Source organism: Pseudomonas yamanorum, from assembly GCF_013386765.1.
In the GTDB taxonomy this organism is placed as follows: Bacteria; Pseudomonadota; Gammaproteobacteria; order Pseudomonadales; family Pseudomonadaceae; genus Aquipseudomonas; species Aquipseudomonas yamanorum_A.
The window spans coordinates 26,352-33,756 of record NZ_JACARE010000058.1; the positions used below are offsets into that span (position 1 = coordinate 26,352).

A 7,405-nucleotide genomic window follows, 5' to 3' on the forward strand; every position below is an offset into this window, starting at 1 on the left:
CCTGGAGCCTCTTGGATCGGTCACCGGTGGACTTCGTTTCGATAAGCGTGGGGAACTCCACCGTCACTGATAAACCAGTAAGTTACCTCGTGTACCGGTCTGCCACAGGTAGCCATTGGAAGTTCGTATATAGAAGATGGTGCAATCATCAAATGATCAATGGTTTTTCCGCAGGCGACGCCCTTCGGACCCCGCAGACTCACTTCGGTGAGAGTAAGGTAATAAGGTGAGTCGTTGCGGGCCTGGTAAGTGGCTGAGCCCGATTGTGACCAGTGAAGGGTGTTAATTGCCTCCTCGGGCGAACTGGGTAACTTCGGCCGGTAGAACAGCTTCAGATTGTGCTGCAGCGCGATGGGAACCAGGTTTTCTTTGCTGTTTTTTTTCGGTACCTGCAAGACCTTCAACAAAAAGAACGACTCCCGGTCAGTCGGCAGGCCTGCCCCCTGGTAAAGGACATCGACCGATGCATTGCTTTGCCCTGGAATCATCAGCAGCGGCTTCGACAAGGCCATGGGCAGCGTCCGGGTGTCCTGGGCTTCGCCCCAGCCGAGCTTGACCTGGACCAGTGCCGATTCGTTGCTTTCATTGACCAGAATCACGGCTATCTGGCGCTGCTCGGCTTCAAAGATGAAGCGCGTGTAGCCGTCGAAGCTGATTTCGGCTTGGGCAGTCGTGTTGAGCATGAATGCCAGGAGCACGCCGGCACTGAATGTGAGCGGGCGGGGCTTATGGCGTGTTTTGAGAGTCAATCGCATGACTCAATCATGTCCGGGCTGGGGCGTGATAAGTATCAGACGATCCCTAAAAGGCCGGGAATGCCCATTCACCGGTGCGTGGCGCAGCCCGGACCGACAACCAGTTGTCCGCCAATTAGAAAGCAAGCTAATTATTTGTTTGACATTCGCTGCCTAGGCAGTAACATCGTGACACACATTCACTGCTTAGGCAGTTAATAGGCTGATCACGATGAAGCACTTCACCCCCGAAAACTTCCACAACTGCCACCTCGGCCTGCTGCTGGGTCGGGCTGCGCTGCTTAAAGACAAGATCATCGACACCCACATGGAGCCCCACGGCATCACGGCCGCGCAGTTCAAGGTGTTGATCATCATGGCCCAGTACGGCGTCGACACCCCGGCCGAGCTGTGCCGCAACCTGTCCCTGGACAGCGGCTCCATGACCCGCATGCTCGACCGCCTGGAGCAAAAGGACCTGCTGGCGCGCAAGCGTTCCGAGCAGGACCGGCGCCAGGTGCAGTTGGTACTGACCCCGGAAGGCCAGCGCGTAGCCGACATGCTGCCGGAGATCGGCGCCCAGGCGCTGAACCAATTGGCGGGCGCGCTGGAGCCGGGTGAATTGCAAACCCTGGAAAAAATCTTGAAGAAAATTCTGATAGCTGCGGGTGACCCCATCACCATTCAGCGGGTAGGTGGTGCATGAACAATCGCTCCTTGCGTGCCGGCCTCAGCCTTGTGCTGGTGGCCATGACTATGGCCGGTTGTGCCAATTTCAGCGGCTTGAACACAGAAGGCAAACGCCTCGAAGCCAACACCTTGCAAACCGGCAAATCCCTCAGCGGCGTCACCCTGTCCACCGCTGCCTGGCCGACCGCCGACTGGTGGAAAGGCCTCGGCGACCCACAGCTCGACGGCCTGATCCAGGAAGCCCTGCAAAACAGTCCCGACATGCAAGTGGCCAGCGCCCGTGCCCACCAGGCCGAAGCCGCGGCCTATGCCGCCGACGCCGAGCGCATGCCGACCCTGGATGCCAGCGCCGGTGTGAGCCGTTCGCGCCTGGCCAGGGACCAGGACCCGTTGGGCCAGGGCGATGCCTACGCCACCGTGCGTAACATCGGTGCCAGCTTCAACTACAACTTCGACCTGTGGGGTGGCCAGCGTGCCGCCTGGGAAGCGGCACTGGGCCAGGCTCGCGCCGCCGAAGTCGACCAACAGGCCGCGCGCCTGACCCTGGCGGCCAACGTCGCCAAGGCCTACAGCGACCTGGGCCAGGCCCATATCGTGCGTGACCTGGCCAATGATGACCTCAAGCGCACCCGGCAAATGCTCGACCTGGGCCAGCGTCGCCTGAACTCCGGGATCGACAGCCAGTACCAGTACCAGCAAACCGAAAGCCTGGAAGCCAGCTCCCAGTCGCAACTGATCGATGCCGAAAAACAACTGCAGAGCGCCAAGATCGCCCTCGCGGTGTTGCTCGGCAAAGGCCCCGACCGTGGCAGCGAACTGGTACGCCCCAACGTGCTCAAGCCGAGCGCTGTTGCCGTGCCGTCGGTGTTGCCTGCCGAACTGGTGGGCCGTCGTCCGGACCTGATCGCCGCACGCTGGCGTGTGGAGGCGGCGAGCAAGAACGTCGCGGCCAGCAAGACCCGCTTCTACCCCAACCTCAACCTGAGCGCGAGCGCCGGGGCCGAGTCGTTGCTGGGTGACGCGATGTTTGGTTCGGCCAGCCGTTTCTTCAGCATTGCGCCGACCATCTCGCTGCCGATCTTCGACGGCGGCCGCCTGCGTGCCGACCTCGATGCCCGCGACGCCGACTACGACCTGGCCGTGGCCCAGTACAACAAAACCCTGGTGCAAGCCTTGGGCGATATCGGCAACACCCTCGTGCAATTGCGCGAGACCGGCCGGCAGATCCAGGCCCAGCAACATGCTGCGGACATTGCCCAGCAGTCCTACGACACCGGGGTGCAGCGTTACAGCTCAGGCATCGGGAATTACCTGGACGTGCTCAGCATCGAGCAGCAATTACTCCAGGCCCAACGTCAGTTGGCCACCCTGAATGCCGAGCAAATCGATCTTTCGATTCAACTGATGCAGGCCCTGGGCGGCGGTTTCCACGCCGATAACGTGGCCTCGACCACCCCAGCCACGCGCACTGAATAATTCAAGGTACTTGTCATGGCCACTGCCGAAACCAGCAACAACGCTCCTGAAACAAACAAGGCTGAACAACCCAACACCAGCAACCCGCGCAAACGCAAAGTCATGCTGTTTGTCCTGGCGCTGATCGTCATCCTCGGCGCCGTGGGCGTGTGGGGCTGGTATGAGTTGTATGGCCGCTTCAGCGAAAGCACCGACGACGCCTACGTCAACGGCAACGTGGTGGAAATCACCCCGCTGGTGACCGGCACTGTGGTGAGCATCGGTGCCGATGATGGCGACCTGGTGCATGAAGGCCAGGTGCTGATCAACTTTGACCCCAACGACGCAGCCGTCGGCCTGCAAAGTGCCCAGGCCAACCTGGCCCGCACCGTGCGCCAGGTGCGTGGCTTGTACAGCAACGTCGATGGCATGAAAGCCCAGGTGCTGGCGCAACAAGCCAACGTGCAAAAGGCCCAGGACAACTACAACCGGCGTAAGAACCTCGCTGCCGGCGGGGCGATTTCCCAGGAAGAGCTGTCCCACGCCCGCGACGACCTGACCTCGGCGCAGAACGCCTTGGCCAACGTGCAACAACAGTTCAAGACCACCAGCGCCCTGGTGGATGACACGGTGATTTCGTCCCACCCGGACGTGCAGGCCGCCGCCGCGCAGTTGCGCCAGGCTTACCTCACCAACGCCCGCAGCACCTTGATCGCACCGGTCACCGGCTATGTGGCCAAGCGTACCGTGCAACTGGGCCAGCGGGTTCAGCCGGGCACCGCGCTGATGGCGGTGATTCCGCTGGATCAACTGTGGATCGACGCCAACTTCAAGGAAACCCAGCTGCGCAATATGCGCATCGGCCAGCCGGTGGATATCGAATCTGATATCTACGGCAGCGACGTGAAATTCAGCGGCACCGTCGACAGCCTCGGCGCAGGCACCGGCAGCGCGTTTGCCTTGCTGCCGGCGCAGAACGCCACCGGTAACTGGATCAAGATCGTGCAACGGGTGCCGGTGCGTATCCATGTGAACGCCGACGAGTTGGCCAAGCACCCGCTGCGGGTGGGCTTGTCCACCGTGGTCAACGTCGACCTGCACGACCAGAGCGGCCCGGTACTGGCCCAGCAGGCGCCGCAAAAGGCCTCGTTCACCACCAATGTGTACGACCGCCAGTTGGCCGAAGCCGACGCCATGATCACCCAACTGATCCATGACAACAGCGTCGCCGCTCCCAAGGCTGCCCAGCGCTGATTCGCCAATCCATCAGCTACGGCCCCGGCGGCCGTAGCGCCCATCATGTTGCACAGGATTCGCGATGAGTAACGCTAACGCCTCCTTCACGCCGCCCAGCTTGCTGATGGCCACCATCGGCTTGTCCCTGGCGACCTTCATGCAGGTGCTCGATACCACCATCGCCAACGTGGCGTTGCCGACGATTTCCGGCAACCTCGGCGTGAGTTCGGAGCAGGGCACCTGGGTTATCACTTCGTTTGCGGTGAGCAACGCGATTGCGCTGCCGCTGACTGGCTGGCTGAGCCGTCGCTTCGGCGAGGTGAAGCTGTTTCTGTGGGCCACCATCCTGTTTGTGCTGGCCTCGTTTCTCTGCGGCATCTCCACCTCGATGCCCGAGCTGATCGGCTTTCGGGTGCTGCAAGGCCTGGTGGCCGGCCCGTTGTACCCGATGACCCAGACGCTGCTGATCGCGGTCTATCCCCCCGCCAGGCGCGGCATGGCCCTGGCGTTGCTGGCGATGGTCACGGTGGTGGCGCCGATTGCCGGGCCGATCCTCGGCGGCTGGATTACCGACAGTTATAGCTGGCCGTGGATCTTCTTTATCAACGTACCCATCGGCATCTTTGCGGTGATGGTGGTGCGTTCCCAACTGAAGAAACGCCCGGTGGTTACCAGCTACCAGCCGATGGATTACGTCGGCCTGCTGAGCCTGATTGTCGGCGTCGGTGCCTTGCAGATCATCCTCGACAAGGGCAACGACCTGGACTGGTTCGAGTCGAACTTCATCATCATCGGCGCGGTGATCTCGGCCATCGCCCTGGCGGTGTTCGTGATCTGGGAAATGACCGACGAGCACCCGGTGGTCAACCTGCGGCTGTTCGCCTACCGCAACTTCCGGATCGGCACGATTGTGTTGGTACTGGGTTATGCGGGCTTCTTCGGGATCAACCTGATCCTGCCGCAATGGCTGCAAACCCAGATGGGCTACACCGCCACCTGGGCGGGCCTGGCGGTGGCGCCGATCGGGATCCTGCCGGTATTGATGTCGCCGTTTGTGGGTAAGTACGCGCACAAGTTCGACCTGCGCCTGCTGGCGGGGCTGGCGTTCCTCGCGATTGGCCTGAGTTGCTTCATGCGGGCCGGATTTACCAATGAAGTGGACTTCACGCACATCGCCCTGGTGCAGCTGTTCATGGGCATCGGCGTGGCGTTGTTCTTCATGCCGACCTTGAGCATCCTGATGTCCGACCTGCCGCCGGCGCAAATTGCCGACGGTGCGGGCCTGGCCACCTTCCTGCGGACCCTGGGCGGCAGCTTTGCGGCATCGCTGACCACCTGGATCTGGATTCGCCGGGCGGACCAGCACCATGCCTACATGAGCGAGAACATGACCACCTACGACTCGGCCACCCGGGACGCCTTGCAAGCGCTCGGTGGGGCAGGGCACAAGGCCTATGCGCAACTGGACCAGATCCTCACCAGCCAGGCGTACATGATGTCCACCGTGGACTACTTCACGTTGCTGGGGTGGATGTTCATGGCCTTGATCGTGATTGTGTGGCTGGCGAAACCGCCGTTTGCGGCGAAGGCGGGGCCGGAGGCTTCAGGCCACTGATCGAAAGGCCGAACTCGGCCAAAATGTGGGAGCTGGCTCCCACATTTGGCCGCCTGTTTCTAACGGCTCATGCAACGCTAAATCCGAATTGGGAAGCTCCCTGCTGGTAAAGAGGAACCTTCTGACATTAATCACCGATAGCAAGTCTTTACTCTCTGGCCTCTCGCAAAGTCCAGGGATGAAAAGGCATGACCTCCAGCGCATCACCCTTCCCGTTTTTCGACCACAGCCGCCATAAACTCACCGTTCGCAACGTTGATGCAGTACTCGACGTCCTGGCCTTCGAGGGCACCGAAGGCCTGAGCGAACTGTTCAACTACCGTGTCGAGTTCACCAGCACCGCCCGCGACATCGCTGTCGAGAAAATGCTCGGTCAGAACGCCACGTTCAGCTTGTACAGCGCACCGCAGCAATCGCCGATGCGCGGTTTCATCCCGCCGCCTGCCAGGCAGTTGCGCACGCTGCATGGCGTGGTCACCGGCTTCAAACGCCTCTCCGGTTCCGTTGATGAGGCCCGCTACGAAATCACCCTGGAACCCCACTTTGCCCTGCTGGGGCGAGGCCAGCAGTTCCGCATCTACCAACACCAATCCGTCCCGCAGATCGTCGAAAGCATCCTGCGCAACCGCCACGACTTTGAAGGTCAGGACTTCTTCTTCAACCTGGTGCGCGACTACCCCAAGCGCGACCAGGTCATGCAGTACGGCGAGAGCGATCTGGCCTTCATCACCCGCCTGTTGGCCGATGTGGGCATCTGGTACCGCTTCACCCGCGATGAACGCCTGAACATCGAGGTGGTGGAATTCCACGACGACCAACGCCACTACCAATTCAATGTCGAGCTTGCCTACCGCCCACAATCCGGGCTCAGCAGCACCGGGCAAGATGGCGTGTGGAACCTGCAATCCAGCCATCAGGTGGTGGAACAGCACGTCAATATCCGCACCTACCACCACCGCGTGGCCCACGCCCACCTGAACGGGGAAATCGACCAAACCCGTGGCGCCACCACCACCTACGGCGAGGCCTATCACTACGCCGAACCTTACACAGTCATGGGCGACCGCTACGCCTTTGACGAAGACCTGCAAAGCGAAAGCGGCTACTTCTACGCCCGTTTGCGCCACGAACGTTACCTCAATGGCCAGACCCAACTCAGCGGCGACAGCAGCAGCGCCACCCTGGCTCCTGCGCAGGTACTCAAAATCTCCGGCGGCGCGCCACAGGCTTTTGCTCCCGGCGCGGTGATTACGCAACTGACCACCCGCGCGGCCCGCGACCGCAGTTTCGACGTCAGCTTTAAGGCCATTCCCTACTCGGAGACCGTGTGCTTCCGCCCGGATCTCAAGAAAAAACCGCAAATCGCCGGCACCGTCCCGGCCCGTGTCACCAGCCGGCAGGCCAACGACCCGTACGCCGAAATCGACCTGGAAGGGCGCTACCGGGTCAATTTCCTGTTCGACCGCGACACCTGGAAGCCCGGCCAGGAAAGTATGTGGCTGCGCCTGGCCCGTCCGTACGCTGGTGACACCCATGGCCTGCACCTACCGCTGATAGCAGGCACCGAAGTGGCTATCGCGTTTGAGCAAGGCGACCCGGACCGTCCCTACATCGCCCATGCCTTGCACGATAGCCGGCGCGAGGACCATGTGACCTTGCGCAACTACAAACGCAA

At 61.5% G+C, this 7,405-nt stretch carries 6 protein-coding genes; 5 read left to right on the top strand and 1 reads right to left on the bottom strand.

Annotated features, from left to right (window positions below; all coding sequences use genetic code 11):
- Window positions 1-20: 20 nt before the first annotated feature.
- Window positions 21-755 (bottom strand): fimbrial biogenesis chaperone, encoded by a 735-nt coding sequence (locus tag HX875_RS30680; RefSeq protein ID WP_256348208.1) that lies wholly within the window; start codon window positions 753-755, stop codon window positions 21-23.
- Between the two features lie 211 nt (window positions 756-966).
- Between HX875_RS30680 and HX875_RS30685 the strand changes: the two genes are divergently transcribed.
- The 5 genes from HX875_RS30685 to HX875_RS30705 form a co-directional block, all read left to right on the top strand.
- Window positions 967-1,440, top strand: a complete 474-nt coding sequence (locus tag HX875_RS30685; RefSeq protein ID WP_177048564.1) for a MarR family winged helix-turn-helix transcriptional regulator — start codon at window positions 967-969, stop codon at window positions 1,438-1,440.
- Complete coding sequence (locus tag HX875_RS30690; RefSeq protein WP_177048566.1) at window positions 1,437-2,900, top strand: efflux transporter outer membrane subunit; 1,464 nt, start codon at window positions 1,437-1,439, stop codon at window positions 2,898-2,900. The genes HX875_RS30685 and HX875_RS30690 overlap by 4 nt, the downstream gene beginning before the upstream one ends.
- Before the next feature lie 15 nt (window positions 2,901-2,915).
- Window positions 2,916-4,133 (top strand): HlyD family secretion protein, encoded by a 1,218-nt coding sequence (locus tag HX875_RS30695; protein WP_177048567.1) that lies wholly within the window; start codon window positions 2,916-2,918, stop codon window positions 4,131-4,133.
- Between the two features lie 64 nt (window positions 4,134-4,197).
- Window positions 4,198-5,730: a DHA2 family efflux MFS transporter permease subunit gene (locus HX875_RS30700; RefSeq protein WP_010166975.1), complete on the top strand. Its 1,533-nt coding sequence runs from the start codon at window positions 4,198-4,200 to the stop codon at window positions 5,728-5,730.
- A 188-nt stretch (window positions 5,731-5,918) separates the two neighbouring features.
- A partial coding sequence (locus HX875_RS30705; RefSeq protein WP_177048569.1) for a type VI secretion system Vgr family protein occupies window positions 5,919-7,405 on the top strand: 1,487 nt, incomplete at its 3' end.

Bases quoted from the DNA above. Each gene is read 5' to 3' on its own strand.
- HX875_RS30680 (WP_256348208.1), bottom strand. From the start codon at position 755: ATGCGATTGACTCTCAAAACACGCCATAAGCCCCGCCCGCTCACATTC.
- HX875_RS30685 (WP_177048564.1), top strand. From the start codon at position 967: ATGAAGCACTTCACCCCCGAAAACTTCCACAACTGCCACCTCGGCCTG.
- HX875_RS30690 (WP_177048566.1), top strand. From the start codon at position 1,437: ATGAACAATCGCTCCTTGCGTGCCGGCCTCAGCCTTGTGCTGGTGGCC.
- HX875_RS30695 (WP_177048567.1), top strand. From the start codon at position 2,916: ATGGCCACTGCCGAAACCAGCAACAACGCTCCTGAAACAAACAAGGCT.
- HX875_RS30700 (WP_010166975.1), top strand. From the start codon at position 4,198: ATGAGTAACGCTAACGCCTCCTTCACGCCGCCCAGCTTGCTGATGGCC.